The following is a 19380-nucleotide window of genomic DNA, read 5'->3' on the forward strand; positions in this document are numbered from 1 at the left end:
CAGGATGATAGGCGGGAGCACAAACTGTGCGACGGCAGCCAGTAGGCACGACCGTACGTCGGCGGTAATCCTTCAGCTTGTCGGAAAGCGGCGGTGCGTCTTGCAGGGTCCTGGCAGCTTCCTAGACTCACATCAAAGTGATATCAATTCGCCCACGCATCCCCAGACCCGGAGCTTCCCGCCCATGGAATGGCACAAGGACGCCTTACCCGATGCTGTGCTGCTGGAGTGTTCTCACAATCCCGGACTGGTCCTGCTGTCCATCCTGATCGCCTGCGTCGCCAGCTTCGTCGCCCTGAGCATCACCGCGCGCATGGTCCGCGCGCCACAGCACGCACACCGCTGGCAGTGGGTGGGCGGCATCTGCCTGGGCAGCGGCATCTGGTCGATGCATTTCGTCGCCATGCTGGCCTTCCACTCGACAGTCCCGCTGCATTTCTCCGGCGGGATGACGCTGCTGTCACTGCTCATCGCCATCACCATCTCGGTGGTCGCCATGCGCCTGCTCGCCCATGCCGGGCTGAGCCCCCTGCAATACCTGCTCGCCGCCTGCTGCATCGGCACCAGTATCGCCGGCATGCACTACACCGGCATGGCCGCCATCGAATCGCCGCCCATGCAGCACTACGACCCGCTGCTGGTGACCCTGTCGGTGCTGATGGCCGTGCTGGTCGCCTTCGTCGCGCTGGTGCTGGCACCGGTCCTGAATCGGCAACCGGCCGGCCGCCAGTGGATCTACCAGATCACCGCCAGCCTGCTGCTGGGCTGCGCCATCGCCAGCATGCACTTCACCGGCATGGCCGCACTGACACTGACCCTGCCCAGTTGGGTGGCGCCGGTGGCGGATGTCGGTCGCAACAACGCCATCCAGCTCGGCCTGATGGTCGGCCTACTGTCCCTGGCGGTGGTGCTGGCCGGGCTCTGGGCGGCCTGGATCGAAGACAGCCTGGAAAGCAAGGAGAGCGAGCTCAGCCGGGTCAACACGCTGCTCACCCAGCTCGACCACGCCAATGCTTCATTGCAGCAGCTGGCCCGCTTCGACGGATTGACCGGCCTGCACAACCGCAACGCGCTCAACGAGGAGTTCGATGCTCGCCTGCAACGCAACCGGCAGAAGGGCCAGGGCATGGCGGTGATCCTGCTGGACCTGGACCACTTCAAGCGGGTCAACGACACCCTCGGCCACGCCGCCGGCGACGAGTTGCTGTGCATCGTTTCCGAGCGCATCCGCAGCGCATTGCGCAGCACCGACCTGCTGGCGCGCTTTGGCGGCGACGAGTTCTGCATCCTCGCCGACCTGGGCGAGGACCACGAGGCGCGCATCCTCGCCCAGCGCCTGATGCAGCGCATGAAGGAGCCGATCAGCACCGCCGGGCGCAGCCTGGTGATGACCCTGAGCGTGGGCATCAGCCTGTTCCCCAACGATGGCGAACAACCCGAGGAGCTGCTCAAGCACGCCGACCTCGCGCTGTACCAGTCCAAGGGCAACGGGCGCAACGTCACGCATTTCTTCAGCCCGCACCTGAAGACCAAGGCGACCCAGGAACTGCAGCTAGAGGAGGAGCTGCGCAAGGCGCTGTGGGACGACGAACTGGTGCTCTACTACCAGCCGATCCTGCGCATCGATCATGGGGAAGTGGAGCAGCTGGAAGCGCTGGTACGCTGGAAGCACCCGACCCACGGCCTGCTGGCGCCGGACCGATTCATCGGCCTGGCAACGGCCAACGGCCTGATCGGCGCCCTGGATTCCTGGGTGTTGCGCCGGGCCTGTCGGGACCTGCGGCACCTGCATGACCTGGGTTACAGCGACCTGCGCGTGGCGGTCAACTGCTGCGCCAGCAACCTGGGCCGCGAAGGCCTGGTGGACGAAGTGCAGCAGACGCTCGACGAGGCCGGTCTCGCGCCACGCTTCCTGGAGATGGAAGTCACCGAGAACGCCGTGATGGCCAACGTCAGCCAGGCCGTGCCGCTGCTCAACCGCCTCCGCGACCTGGGCGTGAGCCTGTCCATCGACGACTTCGGCACCGGCTATTCATCGCTGTCCTACCTGCGCCAGCTGCCGCTGGATGCACTGAAGGTGGATCGCTCGTTCATCCGCGACGTGCCGCAATCACGCCGCGACGCCGAGATCGCCCAGGCCATTATCGCGATGGCGCAGAAGCTGCACCTGAAGGTGATTGCAGAGGGCGTGGAGCACGCGCAGCAACTGACGTTCCTGCGGGACAACCATTGCGAGCTGGCCCAGGGATATCTGTTCAGCCGCCCGCTGCCACTCTCCGCGCTGGTGGAATTCCTCGACGCCTACCGCGAGGACAGCGACGCGGTGCTGCTCAGCAATCAGGCCTGAACCCGCTCGCCAGCCCTGCTCACTCGAACTTGCCGGCGCGCCAACGCGGCAGCCAGCGCAGGGAGTCGGCCGTGGTTCCGGTGGGACGGTACTCGGCGCCCAACCAGCCGTCGTAGCCGACGTCGTCGAGCACCTGCAGCGGCACTTCGAAATCCATCTCGCCCGAGCCCGGTTCGCCGCGCTCGGGGTAGTCGGCGAACTGCACGTGGCCGATCTGCCCCATCAGCGCGTAGATGCAGTCCACCAGTTCCAGGCCCATGCGCGCCATGTGGTAGAGGTCCAACTGCGCACGCAGGTTCTCCCGCGCGACACGCTCAAGCATGTCCTGCAGGTGTTCGGGGGTGTTGAGCAGGAAGTCCTTCATGTCGTGGCAGTTGATCGCCTCCATCAGCACGTCTGTGCCGCTGCCGGCGAAGGCATCGCAGGTAGCGCGCAGGCGCTCGGCCAGGGTCTGCAGGGCGACTTCGCGCTCCTGCCCCTCGACCAGCCGGCCCGCCAGCACGTTCACATGCTGCGGCTTGACGATGCGCGCGTAGTCCAGTGCCTTGGCCAGCGCCGCCTCGAACTCCGCCGCACACTCCGGCACCGCCGCCAGGCCCGGGCCGCCCTGCATCAGGTCACCAACGGGCAGGTTGATCAGTATCAGCGGCAGCCCGGCATCATCCAGGGCCGCCTTCAGCTGCTCGGCCGGCACGTCGTAGGGGAACTGGATTTCCACGCCATCGAAGCCGGCCTTGGCGGCGGCGTCGATGCGCTGCAGCAGCGGGACTTCGGTGAACAGCAGGGACAGGTTGGCGCAGAGTTTCATTGCGGGAATTCCTTCGAAAGACGGTATTGCTCGACCAGGGTAGCCGGGTCGTGTTCGAGATGGCCCTGGCTGCCGTGCAGGCGCATCAGTTGCGCGGCGAGGCCGCTCATGGGCGTGGCCGAGCCTTCCTCGCGGGAAAGCTTCACGGCGGTATCCAGGTCCTTGAGCAGCGTGCGCACGTGCCATTTCACCGGTTCGAAGCGGCTCTCGGCCATCTGCGGCGCAAGGATCTGCAGGGGTTTGGAGTCGGCGAAACCGCCGGCCAGCGCGGGGGCGATCAAGCTCGCGTCGACACCGGACCTCTCCGCCAGCGCCACCACTTCGGCGATCACCAGCGCATTGCAGGCGACGATCATCTGGTTGCACACCTTGGTCACCTGCCCGGCGCCGACATCGCCCATGCGCGTCAGGCGCTGGCCGAGGTGTTCAAGGATCGGGCGGACCCGATCGATGTCCTCGATCCGCCCGCCGGCCATGATCGCCAGGGTACCCGCCTCGGCGCCCGGCGTGCCGCCGGACACCGGCGCATCGACCCAGCGCATGCCGGTGCGCGCTTCCAGCTCGGCCGCCATCTCGCGGGTGGCGGCGGGCTCCAGGCTGGAGAAGTCCACCAGCACCTGCCCGGCTCGCGCGCCCTCGACGATGCCGCCAGCACCGAATACGACTTCGCGCACGGCGGCGGTATCGGCCAGGCAGAGCATCACCACCTCGGCGTCGGCACACAGCTGTGCGGGCGTCGCCACGGCCTTCGCGCCTTCCGCCGCGAGCAGTTCGCGCTTGCCGGCGGAGCGATTCCACACGGTCAGCGGGTAACCTGCGGCGATCAGGCGACGGGACATGGGCACGCCCATCAGGCCGAGACCGGCGAAGGCGAGGGAGGGAATGGCGGACGACATGGACACTCTCCAGTACAGGGCGGGAAAAGTACGGGGAGCGGCATTCTAGCAGGCGCGGCCAACCACCGGCCGAGTGCGCCGCGACGAACTGGCGGGCAGCGAAACAGACGCGGCGCCACTATACTCCCGGAGTTTTTTCCGCCATTGACCCGGAGAACTCTCCCCATGCTCAAACGCACCCTGGCGCTCGCCGCCGGTTTCGCTCTGTCCCTGTCCGCTGTTTTCGCCCACGCCGATACACCGAAGGAACTCAAGGTTTCCGCCATTCCCGACGAAGCCCCGACCGAGCTGCTGCGCAAGTTCAAGCCCCTGGGCGCCTATCTCGAAGAGCAACTGGGCATGCCGGTGAAGTTCATCCCGGTGTCCGACTATGCCGGCGTGGTCGAGGCCCTGGCTTCGGATCGCCTGGACATGGCCTGGCTGGGCGGTTTCACCTTCGTCCAGGCGCGCCTGAAGACCGGCAACGCCATCCCCCTGGTGCAGCGCGAGCAGGACCAGCAGTTCACCAGCAAATTCATCACCGCCGACCCGAACGTGAAGTCACTACAGGACCTCAAGGGCAAGACCTTCGCCTTCGGTTCCGTGTCCTCCACCTCGGGTAGCCTGATGCCGCGCTACTTCATGCAGAAGGACGGCATCGTCCCCGAGCAGTTCTTCTCCCGCGTGGCTTACTCCGGCGCGCATGACGCCACCGTCGCCTGGGTCCAGGCCGGCAAGGTCGACGCTGGCGTGCTGAACGCCTCCGTGTGGCAGAAGCTGGTGGACGCGGGCAAGGTCGACACCAACAAGGTGAAGGTCTTCGCCACCACGCCGACTTACTACGACTACAACTGGACCGTGCGCGGCAACCTCGACCCCGCACTAGCGGAGAAGATCAAGAAGGCCTTCCTCGCCCTCGACCCGAGCAAGCCGCGCGACAAGGAAATCCTCGATCTGCAGGCGGCCAGCCGCTTCATCGAAACCAAGCCTGAGAACTACAAGGGCATCGAGGACTCGGCGCGCGCCGCCGGCCTGCTGAAGTGACCCTGAAACTGACCGGCGTGGAGCACATCCACGCCAACGGCCAGCGCTCGCTCGCCGGGATCGACCTCGCGGTCGGGACCGGCGAACGGGTGGCGATCATCGGCCCGTCCGGTGCCGGCAAGACGACCCTGTTGCGCATCCTGGCCACCGCCCTGAAACCCTCGGCGGGCCACTACGAATTGCTCGACGTACAACCCTGGTCGCTGGGTGCCGCCGCGCGCCAGCGCCTGCGCGCCCGCATCGCCCTGGTTCATCAGGCACCGCCGCTGCCGCCACGCCAGCGGGTAGTCACGGCGGTGCTTGCCGGGCGCCTCGGCCAGTGGCCACTGTGGAAGAGCCTGGCCAGCCTGGTCTATCCGCTGGACAGCGCCGGAGCCCGCAGCGAGCTGCAGCGCCTCGACCTCTCCGACAAGCTCTTCGAGCGCTGCGACCAGCTTTCCGGCGGACAATTGCAGCGGGTCGGCATTGCCCGCGCGCTCTACCAGCATGCCGAAGTGCTGCTGGCGGACGAGCCGGTCTCGGCCATGGACCCGGTGCTCGCCGGGCACACGCTCGGGGTGCTCACCCGCGAGGCGCAGAACCGTGGTGTGACCCTGCTGGCCAGCCTGCACGCGGTGGACCTGGCGCTGGAACACTTCCCGCGCATCGTCGGTGTGCGCGATGGCCGCATCGCCTTCGACAAGGCCACGCAGAACGTGACCCCCGAGGACCTGCGCGCGCTGTACGCCAATGAACAGCTGGGCCGGCAGGACGCCGCCTCGCCCGTTGGCACACCGCTGGTGGTGCAGATTCCGCGATGCTGAACCCTGCACTCCCGAAGACGTCGCCCCGCGATCCGGCGGCGCTGCCGCGCCTGTTGCTCACCCTGCTCGCACTGGCCTTGCTCTGGCCCGGGCTGCGCCTGTCCGAGATGGACATCGTCGGCCTGTTCAGCGGCGACAACGCACGGACCATGGCCAACTTCCTCGGTGGCTTCCTGCCGCCGGCCCATGACAGCGAATTCCTCGCCCTGCTCGGCCGCGCCACCCTGGAAACCCTGGCCATCGCCACGGCCGGCATGGCGCTGGCCTGGCTGATCGCCTTCCCCGCCGCGCTGCTGGCAACCCGTGCGCTGTCGATCTCCGCCCTGCCCCGCGGCGGCCTGCCGGCCTGGTGGGCGCGGGCGCTGCGCTGGCCGGTGCGCGGCTTGCTGATCGTGCTGCGCAGCGTGCCGGAGATCGTCTGGGCACTGCTGTTCGTCCGCGCCGTCGGCCTGGGGCCGACGGCCGGGGTGCTGGCCATCGCCATCACTTACGGCGGCATGCTCGGCAAGGTCTACGCGGAAATCTTCGAATCGGTGGACCCACGACCGACCCGCGCGCTATTGCTGGGCGGCGGCTCGCGGCTGCAAGCGTTCGCCTATGGCGTACTGCCTTCGGCGGCGGCGGAATTGATTTCCTACACGGTCTACCGCTGGGAGTGCGCGATCCGCGCTTCGGTGGTGATGGGCTTCGTCGGCGCGGGCGGCCTGGGTCAGCAGATCGACCTGTCGCTGCGCATGTTCGCCGGCGGCGAGGTGTCGAGCATCCTGCTGACCTTCCTGGTGCTGGTGCTGGGCGCCGATCTGCTCAGCCGCTTCCTGCGCGGGAGGCTCGAATGACCGGCGTGCTGCGCAGTTTCGGCTGGCTGCTGCTGATCCTCCTCGCGGTTGGCGCATCCTTCGCCTATCTGGAAGTGGACACGGGCGGGCTGTTCGACGCCCGCGGCCTTGGCCAGATGCTGGAGTACGGTCGCGACTTCCTTTCGCCGGACCTCACCGCGCCCCATCTCGCGGCGGTGGGCCGCGGCGCCCTGGAAACCCTGGCCATGTCGGCCATCGGTACGCTGCTGGCAGCACTGCTCGGCCTGCTGCTGGCATTGCCGGCGGCGGGACGCTTCGGGCGCATCGCCCAGAGTCTGTCACGCCTGCTGCTCAATGCCCTGCGTGCGGTGCCGGAACTGGTCTGGGGCGCGCTGATGGTGCTGGCCGCCGGGCTCGGTCCGAACGCCGGCACCCTGGCGCTGGCGCTGCATACAGGCGGCGTGCTGGGTCGCCTGTTCGCCGAAGCGCTGGAAAATACCCCGACCGCTCCCGCCGAGGCCGTGCGCCTGTCCGGCGGCGGCCGGATCGCGGCATTCGCCTACGGCACCCTGCCCGGCGTCTGGCCGCAACTGGTGGCCTACATGCTCTATCGCTGGGAGAACAACATCCGCATGGCCAGCGTGCTCGGCTTTGTCGGTGCCGGCGGGCTGGGGCAGATGCTGTATTTCAGCCTCAGCCTGTTCCAGCAGGCGCAGGCGGCGACCGTGATCATCGCCATGCTGTTGCTGGTGCTGTGCGTCGACTCGCTGAGCGCCTGGGCGCGGCAGCGCTGGGTGAGCCATTGAACCTGTAGGAGCGGAGCTTCTCCGCGAAATCCCGGCGCAGCCGGTGTGACCGCTGTCCAACAGACGGGACCAATCGCGGACAAGGTCCGCTCCTACACGAGCCTCGCGGCCCGCGCCTGCAACGATTGCCCCTCGACTGACCTGTGAGCCGGTCTCTTTTGGCGCGTTTTCAACTGTGCAGCGGGGCGTGCGGCGGGCTGCTTTTCGTAGGAGCGGATCTTATCCGCGATGCCGTTTGTCCCGGCTTCGCCGGGATTTCGCGGAGAAGCTCCGCTCCTGCCTGATCGGTCCGTGCTCCAGTCATCGCCCTGAGCCTCTCCCAGGGGGGGAGAGGGGACCGTTCGGTGCAGGATGAATCTTCGGTGTCAGCCGGCACGGACTGCTCTCTCTCCCTCAGGAGCGGGGCGCGTAGCCAGGGCTGGGGTGAGGGGAAAGCATCGGCACGGGCTTCCCGAGAAAGACAGTTGCTCCTACAAAGAAGCGCTCAACGGGTTTGAGTGGAAACAGAGCGCAACAAAAAGCCCGACACATGGCCGGGCTTTTCTTCGAATGGGTTGCTTACTCGCCGCCGTGGATCACCTTGTCCAGGTCGATCGGGTCGCCGGGATGGGTGCCGAGTTTCTGACGGATGTCCTCGAACATCGCGTCGTACTCCTTGTGATTGCGCACCACCGCACCGAAGCGCGGGTGCAAGCCGTGTTTCTGGGCGATGCGAGTGGCGTCGCTGGCGAAGTTGAAGGCTTGCTCCTTGGGCATGTCCCACTCTTCGGTGAATGAGTTGCGATCGATCTCGCCTTTCATGGTGAAGTGCACGTAGGTGCCCTTCTCCGCATCCTTGCGGATTTCGTAATAGATATGAGCGTCGATCTCCTGCTGATCCAGCCCCGGCATGGCCTGGAGGTGCAGATGGCCCGGTTCGAACATGGCGAATCTCCTTCGATGGAATCCCGACAGTCTAGCCGGCCTTTGTGAATTGGAAATCGCCCTGTGTCAGTGCAGGACTTCCTTTCGAACTCTTTCTTGCACCAGTACCCACGGGGCGATGACCACGGCCCAAAGCTCCGGATCGCGATTGAGGAAATCCTGCGCCTGGATTTCGTCGACCTTGGCCAGCTCACCGCTGTTCAACCAGGCAGCGACCTTCGCCTTGTCGTCCTCGGCCACGCCTACCGCGACCTCCACCAGATCGGCGCAAGCCCCGACCTTGAGCAGGTTGCCGCGAGCGAAGAAGGGCGCGAGCTCCTGCCAGGAAATCTTCGCGGTTTCGCCAAGCAACTTGGCATAGAGGGTGCTAGCTTGTTCAGTCATGGATCTCACCTGGTAAACGAACGGCGCCATGATAGCGCCGAGACCGCGCCAGGCAAGGTTCCGGCGGCGCTTTCGGGTCGATTGAAACCCTGCGGACCGAACGACGGAAAACCAACGGGGAGAAGTCGGGGGAGCGCCGTTTTTCTGTACGTTTGTTTCAATCTTGCGACATACCCGCAACCGGCCCGCCGCCCCCGTCTTTTCAAGCGGTCAAGCGGCACTCTACACTGTACCGGTACAGTTGCCGGTGGGTCTGTCCGGGGCAATCCCGGTCCGGAGGCCTTCGGCAACCAGGACTACAAAAACGAAAACACAAGAAGAGTGGAGCACTATGAAAAAGGGTACTCAGCGTCTTTCCCAGCTGTTCACCGCCATGGCTCTGGCCGGCGTTGCCAGCTTCTCCATGGCCGCCGACACCATCAAGATCGCTCTGGCCGGCCCGGTGACCGGCGCCGTCGCACAGTACGGGGAGATGCAGTTCATTGGCGCGAAAATGGCCATTGAGCAGATCAACAAGGCCGGCGGCGTCGACGGCAAGCAACTCGAAGGCGTGGTCTACGACGACGCTTGCGATCCCAAACAAGCCGTGGCCGTTGCCAACAAGATCGTCAACGATGGCGTCAAGTTCGTCGTTGGCCACCTGTGCTCCAGCTCCACTCAACCGGCTTCGGATATCTACGAAGACGAAGGCGTGCTGATGATCACCGCCGCCTCCACCAGCCCGGACATCACCGCCCGCGGCTACAAGCTGATCTTCCGCACCATCGGCCTGGACAGCCTGCAGGGCCCGACCGCCGGCAAGTTCATCGCCGAGCACATCAAGCCCAAGACCGTGGCCGTGATCCACGACAAGCAGCAGTACGGCGAAGGCATCGCCACTGCCGTGAAGAAGACCCTGGAAGGCGCCGGCGTCAAGGTCGCCCTGTTCGAAGGCATCAACGCCGGCGACAAGGACTTCTCCGCGATGATCGCCAAGCTCAAGCAAGCCAAGGTCGACTTCGTCTACTACGGCGGCTACCACCCGGAGCTGGGCCTGATCCTGCGCCAGGCTGCCGAGAAAGGCCTGAAAGTCGGCTTCATGGGTCCGGAAGGCGTCGGCAACAAAGAGATTTCCGCCATCGCCGGCCCGGCCTCCGAAGGCCTGTACGTGACCCTGCCGAAATCCTTCGATCAGGATCCGAAGAACCAGGCTCTGGTTGAGGCCTTCAAGGCCAAGAACGAAGACCCGAGCGGTCCGTTCGTGTTCCCGGCGTACGCCGCCGTGGAAGTCATCGCCGAAGGCATCAAGAAAGCCGGCAGCGAGGATACCGACAAGGTAGCCGCCGCACTGCGCTCCAACACCTTCGCGACCCCGACCGGTGACCTGGCCTTCGACGAGAAGGGCGACCTGAAGAACTTCAACTTCGTGGTCTACCAGTGGCACAAGGACGGCACCAAGACCGAAGCCAAGTAAGCCACCCGCCGACACACAAAGCCCACTGCAACCGCAGTGGGCTTTGTTTATCCGAGTATTCCGGGGGTCCGTCGCGCCACAAGCGCCGCTTCACGCGACGCCCGAGGAGTTAGGTAATGCCTGAGCTCTATCACTACCTGCAACAGCTGATCAACGGTCTCACCGTCGGCAGCACCTATGCCCTGATCGCCATCGGCTACACCATGGTCTACGGCATCATCGGCATGATCAACTTCGCCCATGGCGAGGTGTACATGATTGGCTCGTACGTGGCCTTCATCGTGATCACGGGGCTGGCGATGATGGGAATCGTGAGTCTTCCTGTCGTCATCATCTGCACCTTCGCCGCCGCCATCATCGTCACCAGTGCGTATGGCTACAGCATCGAACGGATCGCCTATCGGCCCCTGCGCGGAAGCAACCGGCTGATTCCGCTGATCTCCGCGATCGGCATGTCGATCTTCCTCCAGAACGAGGTATTGCTCGCCCAGGACTCCAAGGACAAGGCGATTCCCAGCCTGCTGCCGGGCAACTTCGTGATCGGCGCCGACGAAATGACCGGCGTGACCATCTCGTACATGCAGGTGCTGATCTTCATCGTCACCCTGCTGACCATGTACGGCCTGTCCATGTTCATCTCCCGTTCCCGCCTGGGCCGCGCCTGCCGCGCCTGCGCCGAGGACCTGAAGATGGCCAACCTGCTGGGCATCAACACCAACAACATCATCGCCCTGACCTTCGTCATCGGCGCCACCCTGGCCGCCGTGGCCGCGGTGCTGCTGGGTCTGCAATACGGCGTGATCAACCCGCACATCGGCTTCCTCGCCGGTATCAAGGCGTTCACCGCCGCAGTACTGGGCGGCATCGGCAGTATTCCGGGCGCCATGCTCGGCGGGCTGGTGCTGGGCGTGGCCGAAGCCTTCGGCGCCGACGTGTTCGGTGACCAGTACAAGGACGTGGTGGCGTTTACCCTGCTGGTCCTGGTTCTGCTTCTGCGTCCCACCGGCCTCCTCGGTCGCCCGGAGGTGGAAAAGGTATGAGCCAGAAACTCAAGACTGCCATCTTCAGCGCGCTGCTGGTCATGGCCGTGGCCTACCCGGTGCTGGGCGTGAAGCTCAGCGTGATCGGCATCGGCCTGCAGCTGGAAAACGTCAGCCCTGCGCGCCTGTGGACCATCGCCGCGTGCGCCGCACTCATGTTCGTCTGGCAACTGGTGCGTGACCGCTTCTCCTTCGGCGGCAGCGTGAAACAGGCGCTGTCACACCCGCATACCAAGCTTGCCGAACGCCTGACCCATGCCTCCGTGCAACGCAAGATCATCATGGTGCTGATCCTCGTCGCCCTCGCCTGGCCGTTCTTCGGCTCGCGCGGCGCGGTGGATATCGCCACCCTGATCCTGATCTACGTGCTGCTGGGCCTGGGCCTGAACATCGTGGTGGGCCTGGCTGGCCTGCTCGACCTCGGCTACGTCGGCTTCTACGCCGTGGGCGCCTACAGCTATGCGCTGCTGTCGCACTACTACGGACTAGGCTTCTGGGTGTGCCTGCCGATCGCCGGCCTGATGGCCGCGTTCTTCGGCTTCATCCTCGGCTTCCCGGTGTTGAGATTGCGCGGGGACTACCTGGCGATCGTGACCCTGGGCTTCGGCGAGATCATCCGCATCCTGCTGCGCAACATGACCGAGCTGACCGGCGGCCCCAACGGCATCAGCAACATCGACAAGCCGACCCTGTTCGGCCTGACCTTCGAGCGCCGCGCCCCCGAAGGGATGCAGACCTTCCACGAGTTCTTCGGCATCGCTTACAACTCGAACTACAAGGTCGTGTTCCTCTACCTGGTCGCGCTGCTGCTGGTGCTGCTGGTGCTGTTCGTGATCAACCGCCTGCTGCGCATGCCCCTGGGCCGAGCCTGGGAAGCCCTGCGTGAAGACGAGATCGCCTGCCGCGCCCTCGGCCTCAACCCGACGCTGATCAAGCTCTCCGCCTTCACCCTCGGCGCCTGCTTCGCCGGGTTCGCCGGCAGCTTCTTCGCCGCGCGCCAGGGCCTGGTGACACCGGAGTCGTTCACCTTCATCGAATCGGCCATCATCCTCGCCATCGTGGTGCTGGGCGGCATGGGTTCCCAACTCGGCGTCATCCTGGCGGCCGTGGTGATGATCCTGCTGCCCGAACTGATGCGTGAGTTCAGCGAGTACCGCATGCTGATGTTCGGCGCCCTCATGGTGCTGATGATGATCTGGCGTCCGCAGGGCCTCCTGCCCATGCAGCGCCCGCACCTGGAGTTGCGAAAATGAGCCGCCCGATTCTTGAAGTATCCGGCCTCACGATGCGCTTCGGCGGGCTGCTGGCCGTCAACAACGTCGCCCTGAAGGTCGAAGAAAAACAGGTGATCTCGATGATCGGCCCCAACGGCGCCGGCAAGACCACCGTGTTCAACTGCCTCACCGGCTTCTACGCCCCTACCGGCGGCGAGATCCTGCTACGCGGCGAGCCCATCCAGGGCCTGCCGGGCCACAAGATCGCCCACAAGGGCGTGGTGCGTACTTTCCAGAACGTGCGGCTGTTCAAGGAGATGACCGCGGTGGAGAACCTGCTGGTGGCGCAACACCGGCACATCAACACCAACTTCCTCTCCGGCCTGCTCAAGACTCCGGCCTTCCGCCGCGCGGAAGCCGAAGCGCTGGACTACGCCTCGCACTGGCTGGAAATCGTCAATCTCAAGGAAATCGCCAACCGCCCGGCGGGCACCCTCGCCTACGGCCAGCAGCGCCGCCTGGAGATTGCCCGCTGCATGATGACCCGTCCGCAGTTGTTGATGCTGGACGAACCGGCGGCCGGCCTGAACCCGCGGGAAACCGAGGACCTCAAGGCCCTGATCGCCATGCTGCGCTCGGAACACGGCGTCACCGTCCTGCTCATCGAGCACGACATGAAGCTGGTGATGAGCATTTCCGACCATATCTACGTGATCAACCAGGGCACCCCCCTGGCCAACGGCACCCCGGAAGAAATCCGCGGCAACCCGGATGTGATCAAAGCCTATCTGGGGGAGGCCTGAGTCATGCTGAAATTCGACAAGGTTTCCACGTTCTACGGCAAGATCCAGGCGCTGCACGACGTCAGCATGGAAGTCCAGCAGGGCGAGATCGTCACCCTGATCGGCGCCAACGGCGCCGGCAAGTCGACCCTGCTGATGACCCTGTGCGGCTCGCCGCGCGCCTCTTCGGGCAGCATCACTTACATGGGTGAGGAACTGGTCGGCAAGGAATCCGCCGTGATCATGCGCAAGAGCATCGCCGTCGTGCCGGAAGGCCGTCGCGTGTTCGCCCGCCTGACCGTGGAGGAGAACCTCGCCATGGGCGGTTTCTTCACCAGCAAGGGTGACTACCAGGAGCAGATGGACAAGGTCCTGGCACTGTTCCCGCGCCTGAAGGAGCGCTTCAACCAGCGCGGCGGCACCATGTCCGGCGGCGAACAGCAGATGCTCGCCATCGGCCGTGCGCTGATGAGCAAACCCAGGCTGCTGCTCCTCGACGAGCCATCCCTGGGCCTGGCGCCGATCATCATCCAGCAGATCTTCGACATCGTCGAACAACTGCGCCAGGAAGGCGTGACCGTGTTCCTCGTCGAGCAGAACGCCAACCAGGCGCTCAAGATCGCGGATCGCGGCTACGTGCTGGAGAATGGTCGGATCGTCATGCAGGACACCGGCGCCAACCTGCTGGTGAACCCCAAGGTGCGCGACGCGTACCTCGGCGGCTGATCTCAGGTGCTGCAACGAAAAACGGCCCTTCGGGGCCGTTTTTTCTATCTGGCGTGTAAACAGGAACGCCGCCCATTGGGCGGCGTTCTCACATCAGGACGACTCAGGTCCCGTAACTCAGCACCTGCGCTCGCTGGCGCAGTTGGGAGACGACGTCATCCTCCATCCGGCCTTCGGAGATCAGCAGGTCGCGGCGGATGGTCTGCACCGCCTCCTCGCTCTGTGCATGGTCGGCCAGGTGCTGGCCCTCGATGACTCGCCGCAGTACCACGTCTCCATCGTTGTTTGTAAGGGTCAGGATACGGCCGCCGTCGGGGCGTGCCGGGCCCAGGGAGGGAGCGTAGGGAGCGAAGGTCTCGGTCAGCAGGGCGCTTAGCCGGTCCATGTCGTATCTCCTTGTTGCGAAATGAAAAAAACACAGGAAGAAGACAGCACGATCGGCGATAAAGTTCGTGGGTTTCAGTACCGTTGGTCATGACGGCATGTTTCATGGCCCGCCCTTGCGGGCATGAAAAAGCCCGCCAGGTGGCGGGCTTTTTCGAACGGCGATCCGCGGTTTAGAGCGGCTTGCCACGGTTGCCGTGGGCGCTGACGAAGGCCTGGACCTTGGCCAGTTCGTTCGGCAGCACAGTGCAACGCTCGTCACGCTGGAACAGGTCGGCCAGGTGTGCCGGCAGCGCCGGAACCGCCTGGATGCCTGCCTTCTCCACCGCTTCCGGGAACTTGACCGGATGCGCGGTACCCAGGGTGACCATGGGCACGGCCAGGCTGCGGCGGCATTCACGGGCCGCACGCACGCCGATGGCGGTGTGCGGGTCGAGCAGTTCGCCGGACTCGGCGTAGACCTGGGCGATGGTCTCGCAGGTTTCTTCGTCGTTCACTGCCAGCGAATCGAACAGGCGGCGCGCTTCGGTCCAGCGGTCATCCTCGACGGCCAGCTTGCCAGTGGCCTTGAAGTTGTCCATCAGCTCGGCGACAGCCTTGCCGTTGCGGCCGTGCAGGTCGAATAGCAGGCGCTCGAAGTTGGACGACACCATGATGTCCATGGACGGCGACAGCGACGCGTGCAGGGTGTCCTTGTCGTAGCGGTTGCCGGACATGAAGCGGTGCAGGATGTCGTTGCGGTTGGTCGCGACGATCAGCTGGCTGACTGGCAGGCCCATGTTGCGCGCCAGGTAGCCGGCGAAGATGTCGCCGAAGTTGCCGGTGGGCACCGAGAAGGCCACGGAACGGGCCGGCGCACCGAGCTGCAGGGCGGCGTGGAAGTAGTAGACGATCTGGGCCATGATCCGCGCCCAGTTGATCGAGTTCACCGCCACCAGGCGCGTGCCTTTCAGGAAGCCCTGGTCGGCGAAGCTGGCCTTGACCATCTCCTGGCAGTCGTCGAAGTTGCCTTCGATGGCGATGTTGTGGATGTTCTCGCCGAGGATGGTGGTCATCTGCCGGCGCTGCACCTCGGACACACGGTTGTGCGGGTGCATGATGAAGATGTCGACGTTCTCGCAGGCCTTGCAGCCTTCGATGGCGGCCGAGCCGGTGTCGCCGGAGGTGGCGCCCATGATCACCACGCGCTCGCCGCGCTTGGTCAGCACGTGGTCGAGCAGGCGGCCGAGCAGCTGCAGGGCGAAGTCCTTGAAGGCCAGGGTCGGGCCGTGGAACAGCTCCAGCACCCACTCGTTGCCGTTGAGCTGGCGCAGCGGCGCCACGGCGTTGTGGGCGAAGACACCGTAGGTCTCTTCGAGGATCTTCTTGAAATCGGCATCGGAGATGCTGCCGGCAACGAACGGGCGCATCACACGGAAGGCCAGTTCGTGGTACGGCAGGCCGGCCCAGGAGGCGATTTCCTCGACGGTGAAGCGCGGCAGGTTTTCCGGCACGTAGAGGCCGCCGTCACTGGCCAGGCCAGCCAGCAGCACGTCTTCGAAGTTCAGCGCGGGCGCCTGGCCGCGGGTACTGATGTAACGCATGGTGTGAAACCTTCGGGTTGGCGGCGGCGCGCAGGCGCCGCCGCGGTCGATTCAGTTCAGTTGTTCGACGCGGATGCGTACGACATTGCCGACGACGTCATCCAGCGCTTCCAGCGCGGCGATGGCTTCGATGATGCGGGACTCGAGCACGCGGTGGGTAACCAGGATCATCGGCACCAGACCGTCATGCTCTTCGACTTCCATCTGCATGATCGATTCGATGTTGATGCCGCGCTCGGAGAGGATGGTCGCCACCTGGGCCAGTACGCCCGGATGGTCCTTGGCCTGGATGCGCAGGTAGTAGGCGCTTTCGCAGGCGTCGATCGGCAGGATCGGGTGGTCGGAGAGCGAGTCCGGCTGGAAGGCCAGGTGCGGCACGCGGTTCTCCGGGTCGGCGGTCATGGCGCGAACCACGTCCACCAGGTCGGCGACCACCGAGGAAGCGGTGGGCTCCATGCCAGCGCCAGCGCCGTAGAACAGCGTGGAACCGGCGGCATCGCCGTTGACCATGACCGCGTTCATCACGCCGTTCACGTTGGCGATCAGGCGGTCGGCCGGGATTAGGGTCGGATGGACGCGCAGCTCGATACCCTTGTCGGTACGGCGGGCGACGCCCAGGTGCTTGATGCGGTAACCCAGCGCTTCGGCGTAGTTCACGTCGGCGGTGGTCAGCTGGGTGATGCCTTCGGTGTAGGCCTTGTCGAACTGCAGCGGGATGCCGAAGGCGATGGATGCCAGGATGGTCAGCTTGTGCGCGGCGTCGATGCCTTCCACGTCGAAGGTCGGGTCGGCTTCGGCATAACCCAGCGCCTGGGCTTCCTTCAGCACGTCGGCGAAGGCGCGGCCTTTCTCGCGCATCTCGGTGAGGATGAAGTTGCCGGTGCCGTTGATGATGCCGGCCAGCCAGTTGATGCGGTTGGCGGCGAGGCCCTCGCGGATCGCCTTGATCACCGGGATGCCGCCGGCCACGGCGGCTTCGAAGGCGACGATGACGCCCTTCTCGCGGGCCTTGGCGAAGATCTCGTTGCCGTGCACGGCAATCAGCGCCTTGTTGGCGGTGACCACGTGCTTGCCGTTCTCGATGGCCTTGAGCACCAGTTCATGGGCCAGGGTGTAGCCGCCGATCAATTCGATGACGACGTCGATTTCCGGGTTGTTCGCCACGTCGAAGATGTCGGCAGTAATGGGGGTACTACCGGTTTCACACTTCGGGTTGGGGCGACGGGCGGCAATCTGCGCAACCTCGATACCACGCCCGGCACGGCGGGCAATCTCCTCGGCGTTGCGTTTGAGTACATTGAAGGTACCGCCACCGACGGTCCCCAACCCGCAGATTCCCACTTTCACCGGTTTCACGCTGAAACTCCCCATGATTACAGCATCGGGGCGCCTGACGCACCGATGCCCGCAACGAAGCGGGCATGGGAGCAGGCACCAGGTCAGAACAGGCGGACTGCCTGTTCCATAGTCAAAAGGAACCGAACATTACGAAGCGGTTCCGCATTAGTCAATCAGAGCGCAACCCGCGGCTTACTTGGCTTCCAGGGCCAGCTTGGCGATCTGGCCGGCCGACTGGTAGCCCGGCAGCATGGTGCCGTCGGCGAGGATGATCGCCGGAGTGCCCTGCACACCGACCATCTGGCCCAGGGCGAACTGCTGGTCCACCGGGTTCTCGCACTTGGCAGCCTTCACTTCCTTCTCGTGGAACATGTCGCTCATGGCCGACTGGCGGTCCTTCGAGCACCACACCGCCTGCAGCTGCGCATCGCCCGGCGAATTCGGGCCCTGGCGCGGGAAAGCCAGGTAGCGGACTTCAATACCGCGTTTCTGCAGTTCCGGCACTTCGGCATGCAGCTTCTGGCAGTACGGGCAGGTGGTATCGGTGAAGACGGTGATGTGGGCCTTGGTCTCGCCCTTGGCCGGGAACACGACCATGTCCTTGGCGGCGATGGCGTTGATGGTCTTGGCCACGCCGGCGCTTTCGGCCTGTTCGGTCAGGTTGGTCGGCTTGCCGTCCTTCACCTGGTAGATGTTGCCCTGTACGACGAACTGGCCGTCGGCGCTGGCGTAGAGCACACGGCCGCCCTTGAGCTGCACCTGGTAGATGCCCTCCAGGGGGCCCTTGGCGATGCTCTCGATGGGCAGGTCAGGCTGCAGGGACTGAAGAGTGGTGCGGATCGCCTGGTCCGGTTCGGCGGCCAGGGCGAAGGTGCTGGCGAGGCCAAGGGCCGCGGCAGTCAGAAGTCGGGACAAACGCATGGAAAGCTCCTGATGTCAGTCGGCGAAGACTATCACACCAGGCCGGTCAGGCCGAGCCGCAGGCTGTAGCGGGAAGCTTCGGCGTCAGACGCCAGAATCTCACGTAGGAACGCGCTTGCACGCGAACCGACCGGCAACGATGGCAGCCAGCGGTCCGCGCGCAGGTTCGCTCCTGCAAGGCGGGCACCACAGGGCAGAGCAGGACCGCGAATTTCGGACGATATCCAGGCATCCGCCCCGCTCACCCACGCGGGTGATGCTGCGCATGCAGGTCCTGCAGGCGCGCCCGGGCGATATGGGTATAGATCTGCGTGGTAGACAGGTCACTGTGCCCCAGCAGCATCTGCACCACGCGCAAATCGGCGCCGTGATTGAGCAGATGGGTAGCGAAGGCGTGCCGCAGCGTGTGCGGTGACAGACTCTTGCCGATGCCCGCCACCCTGGCGTGCAGCTTGATGCGGTGCCAGAAGGTCTGCCGGGTCATCTGCTCTCCCCGCAGGCTGGGGAACACCACGTCGCTCGGCCGGCCGGCGAGCAGGTCGCCACGCGCCTCGCGCAAGTAGCGCTCGATCCACAGGATGGCTTCTTCACCCAACGGCACCAGGCGCTCCTTGCTGCCCTTGCCGAGTACACGCACCACACCCTGGCGCAAGTTGATCTGCTCCAGAGTCAACCCGACCAGCTCGCTGACCCGCAGGCCACAGGCGTAGAGCACCTCGAGCATCGTGCGATCGCGCAGGCCGAGGGGATCGTCGGTTTCGGGCGCCGCCAGCAAGGCTTCCACGTCAGACTCGGACAGCGACTTGGGCAGCGGCTTGCCCAGCTGCGGCAGCTCCACCAGCAATGTCGGGTCTTCGGCGATCAGGCCTTCGCGCAGGCAATAGCGGTAGAAGCCGCGCAGACCGGAAAGGAACCGCGCCGTGGAGCGTGCCTTGTAGCCCTCGCCCAGGCGCCAGGCCAGGTGATCGAGAATCACGTCGCGCCCGGCGGATTCCAGCGCCACGCCACGCTCACCCAGCCAGCCGTTGAATAGCGCGAGGTCGCTGCCGTAGGCGCTGCGGGTGTTGTCGGACAACCCTTTTTCCAGCCAGAGGGAATCGAGGAAGCGGTCGATCAATAAGTGTGAAACCGGGGTCATCTCAGGCCGTGGC

General features: G+C 65.1%; 19 protein-coding genes. 10 read left to right on the forward strand and 9 right to left on the reverse strand.

Annotation, left to right across the window (positions count from 1 at the left end; genetic code table 11):
- Positions 1 to 184 precede the first annotated feature (184 nt).
- Positions 185 to 2347, forward strand: coding sequence for a bifunctional diguanylate cyclase/phosphodiesterase (locus tag JVX91_RS26705; protein ID WP_205337047.1), 2163 nt, complete (start codon positions 185 to 187; stop codon positions 2345 to 2347).
- A 19-nt stretch (positions 2348 to 2366) separates the two neighbouring features.
- On the opposite strand, the gene JVX91_RS26710 is transcribed toward JVX91_RS26705, so the two are convergent.
- Positions 2367 to 3155: a TIM barrel protein gene (locus tag JVX91_RS26710; RefSeq protein ID WP_205337048.1), complete on the reverse strand. Its 789-nt coding sequence runs from the start codon at positions 3153 to 3155 to the stop codon at positions 2367 to 2369.
- Positions 3152 to 4051, reverse strand: a complete 900-nt coding sequence (locus JVX91_RS26715) for an NAD(P)-dependent oxidoreductase (RefSeq protein ID WP_205337049.1) — start codon at positions 4049 to 4051, stop codon at positions 3152 to 3154. The genes JVX91_RS26710 and JVX91_RS26715 overlap by 4 nt, the downstream gene beginning before the upstream one ends.
- A 165-nt stretch (positions 4052 to 4216) precedes the next feature.
- On the opposite strand from JVX91_RS26715, the gene JVX91_RS26720 reads away from it, so the two are divergent.
- The 4 genes from JVX91_RS26720 to phnE are packed head-to-tail and all read left to right on the forward strand — an operon-like array spanning position 4217 to position 7480.
- Entirely contained in the window at positions 4217 to 5074 is an 858-nt protein-coding gene (locus JVX91_RS26720) for a putative selenate ABC transporter substrate-binding protein (protein ID WP_205337050.1), read from the forward strand.
- A complete protein-coding gene (locus JVX91_RS26725; protein WP_205337051.1) occupies positions 5071 to 5877 on the forward strand; it encodes an ATP-binding cassette domain-containing protein in 807 nt (268 codons plus the stop codon). The genes JVX91_RS26720 and JVX91_RS26725 overlap by 4 nt, the downstream gene beginning before the upstream one ends.
- Positions 5871 to 6713 (forward strand): ABC transporter permease, encoded by an 843-nt coding sequence (locus JVX91_RS26730; RefSeq protein WP_205337052.1) that lies wholly within the window; start codon positions 5871 to 5873, stop codon positions 6711 to 6713. The genes JVX91_RS26725 and JVX91_RS26730 overlap by 7 nt, the downstream gene beginning before the upstream one ends.
- Complete coding sequence (phnE, locus tag JVX91_RS26735; protein WP_205337053.1) at positions 6710 to 7480, forward strand: phosphonate ABC transporter, permease protein PhnE; 771 nt, start codon at positions 6710 to 6712, stop codon at positions 7478 to 7480. The genes JVX91_RS26730 and phnE overlap by 4 nt, the downstream gene beginning before the upstream one ends.
- Positions 7481 to 8038: 558 nt before the next feature.
- Here phnE and JVX91_RS26740 read toward each other — a convergent pair.
- Together JVX91_RS26740 and JVX91_RS26745 are read right to left on the reverse strand one after the other, a co-directional pair.
- A complete protein-coding gene (locus JVX91_RS26740) occupies positions 8039 to 8404 on the reverse strand; it encodes a DUF5064 family protein (protein WP_205337054.1) in 366 nt (121 codons plus the stop codon).
- A 66-nt stretch (positions 8405 to 8470) separates the two neighbouring features.
- Positions 8471 to 8788 carry a DUF2288 domain-containing protein gene (locus JVX91_RS26745; RefSeq protein WP_205337055.1) on the reverse strand — a complete coding sequence of 106 codons (318 nt, stop codon included), beginning with the start codon at positions 8786 to 8788 and terminating at the stop codon, positions 8471 to 8473.
- 331 nt (positions 8789 to 9119) lie between these two features.
- Here JVX91_RS26745 and JVX91_RS26750 point away from each other — a divergent pair, with 331 nt between their 5' ends.
- The 5 genes from JVX91_RS26750 (at position 9120) to JVX91_RS26770 (ending at position 14003) form a co-directional block, all read left to right on the forward strand.
- On the forward strand, positions 9120 to 10241 hold the full coding sequence (locus tag JVX91_RS26750; RefSeq protein ID WP_205337056.1) for a branched-chain amino acid ABC transporter substrate-binding protein: 1122 nt from the start codon (positions 9120 to 9122) through the stop codon (positions 10239 to 10241).
- A gap of 116 nt (positions 10242 to 10357) precedes the next feature.
- Positions 10358 to 11281 carry a high-affinity branched-chain amino acid ABC transporter permease LivH gene (gene livH, locus JVX91_RS26755; RefSeq protein ID WP_205337057.1) on the forward strand — a complete coding sequence of 308 codons (924 nt, stop codon included), beginning with the start codon at positions 10358 to 10360 and terminating at the stop codon, positions 11279 to 11281.
- Positions 11278 to 12534 (forward strand): high-affinity branched-chain amino acid ABC transporter permease LivM, encoded by a 1257-nt coding sequence (locus JVX91_RS26760; protein ID WP_205337058.1) that lies wholly within the window; start codon positions 11278 to 11280, stop codon positions 12532 to 12534. Before livH ends, JVX91_RS26760 begins: the two co-directional genes overlap by 4 nt.
- Entirely contained in the window at positions 12531 to 13298 is a 768-nt protein-coding gene (livG, locus tag JVX91_RS26765) for a high-affinity branched-chain amino acid ABC transporter ATP-binding protein LivG (RefSeq protein WP_205337059.1), read from the forward strand. Before JVX91_RS26760 ends, livG begins: the two co-directional genes overlap by 4 nt.
- A 3-nt stretch (positions 13299 to 13301) precedes the next feature.
- Positions 13302 to 14003 (forward strand): ATP-binding cassette domain-containing protein, encoded by a 702-nt coding sequence (locus tag JVX91_RS26770; RefSeq protein WP_205337060.1) that lies wholly within the window; start codon positions 13302 to 13304, stop codon positions 14001 to 14003.
- 103 nt (positions 14004 to 14106) lie between these two features.
- Here the strand turns inward: JVX91_RS26770 and JVX91_RS26775 are convergent, their stop codons facing one another.
- The 5 genes from JVX91_RS26775 to xerD form a co-directional block, all read right to left on the reverse strand.
- Positions 14107 to 14388, reverse strand: coding sequence for a DUF3509 domain-containing protein (locus JVX91_RS26775; RefSeq protein WP_205337061.1), 282 nt, complete (start codon positions 14386 to 14388; stop codon positions 14107 to 14109).
- A gap of 172 nt (positions 14389 to 14560) precedes the next feature.
- On the reverse strand, positions 14561 to 15970 hold the full coding sequence (gene thrC / locus JVX91_RS26780) for a threonine synthase (protein ID WP_205337062.1): 1410 nt from the start codon (positions 15968 to 15970) through the stop codon (positions 14561 to 14563).
- A gap of 51 nt (positions 15971 to 16021) precedes the next feature.
- On the reverse strand, positions 16022 to 17326 hold the full coding sequence (locus JVX91_RS26785) for a homoserine dehydrogenase (RefSeq protein ID WP_024766890.1): 1305 nt from the start codon (positions 17324 to 17326) through the stop codon (positions 16022 to 16024).
- A 174-nt stretch (positions 17327 to 17500) separates the two neighbouring features.
- Positions 17501 to 18229, reverse strand: coding sequence for a thioredoxin fold domain-containing protein (locus tag JVX91_RS26790; RefSeq protein ID WP_205337063.1), 729 nt, complete (start codon positions 18227 to 18229; stop codon positions 17501 to 17503).
- Positions 18230 to 18470: 241 nt separating this feature from the next.
- Entirely contained in the window at positions 18471 to 19367 is an 897-nt protein-coding gene (gene xerD, locus JVX91_RS26795) for a site-specific tyrosine recombinase XerD (RefSeq protein ID WP_205337064.1), read from the reverse strand.
- Positions 19368 to 19380: the final 13 nt, after the last annotated feature.

This window comes from Pseudomonas sp. PDNC002 (assembly GCF_016919445.1).
Lineage (GTDB): Bacteria > Pseudomonadota > Gammaproteobacteria > Pseudomonadales > Pseudomonadaceae > Pseudomonas.